The organism is Parendozoicomonas verongulae, from assembly GCF_009711465.1.
GTDB lineage: Bacteria > Pseudomonadota > Gammaproteobacteria > Pseudomonadales > Endozoicomonadaceae > Sansalvadorimonas > Sansalvadorimonas verongulae.
On record NZ_SMME01000003.1, the window covers coordinates 1 to 203 of the forward strand.

Genomic DNA, 203 nt, shown 5'->3' on the forward strand with positions numbered 1-203 from the left:
TCTGTCCCTTTTACAGCTATGCACTGATACTGCACAGGCTGTATGGTTTAACAGTATTGTCATCAATATCCCCAGTGTCACCGGCAGGACAGAATTCAGCGTTGATTATGCTCTGCGACTGTTTCCACACCGCGACTGGCAATATAACGACCAGCCTCGTAAACACCAACATGACAAGGCTACGTTGCTATCTTCTTTGTTCT

The 203-nt window shown here is 46.3% G+C and carries 1 protein-coding gene; it reads left to right on the plus strand.

The features are described from left to right. On the plus strand, positions 1–203 hold a 203-nt coding region (locus tag E1189_RS24060), incomplete at both ends, for a hypothetical protein (RefSeq protein ID WP_230459766.1).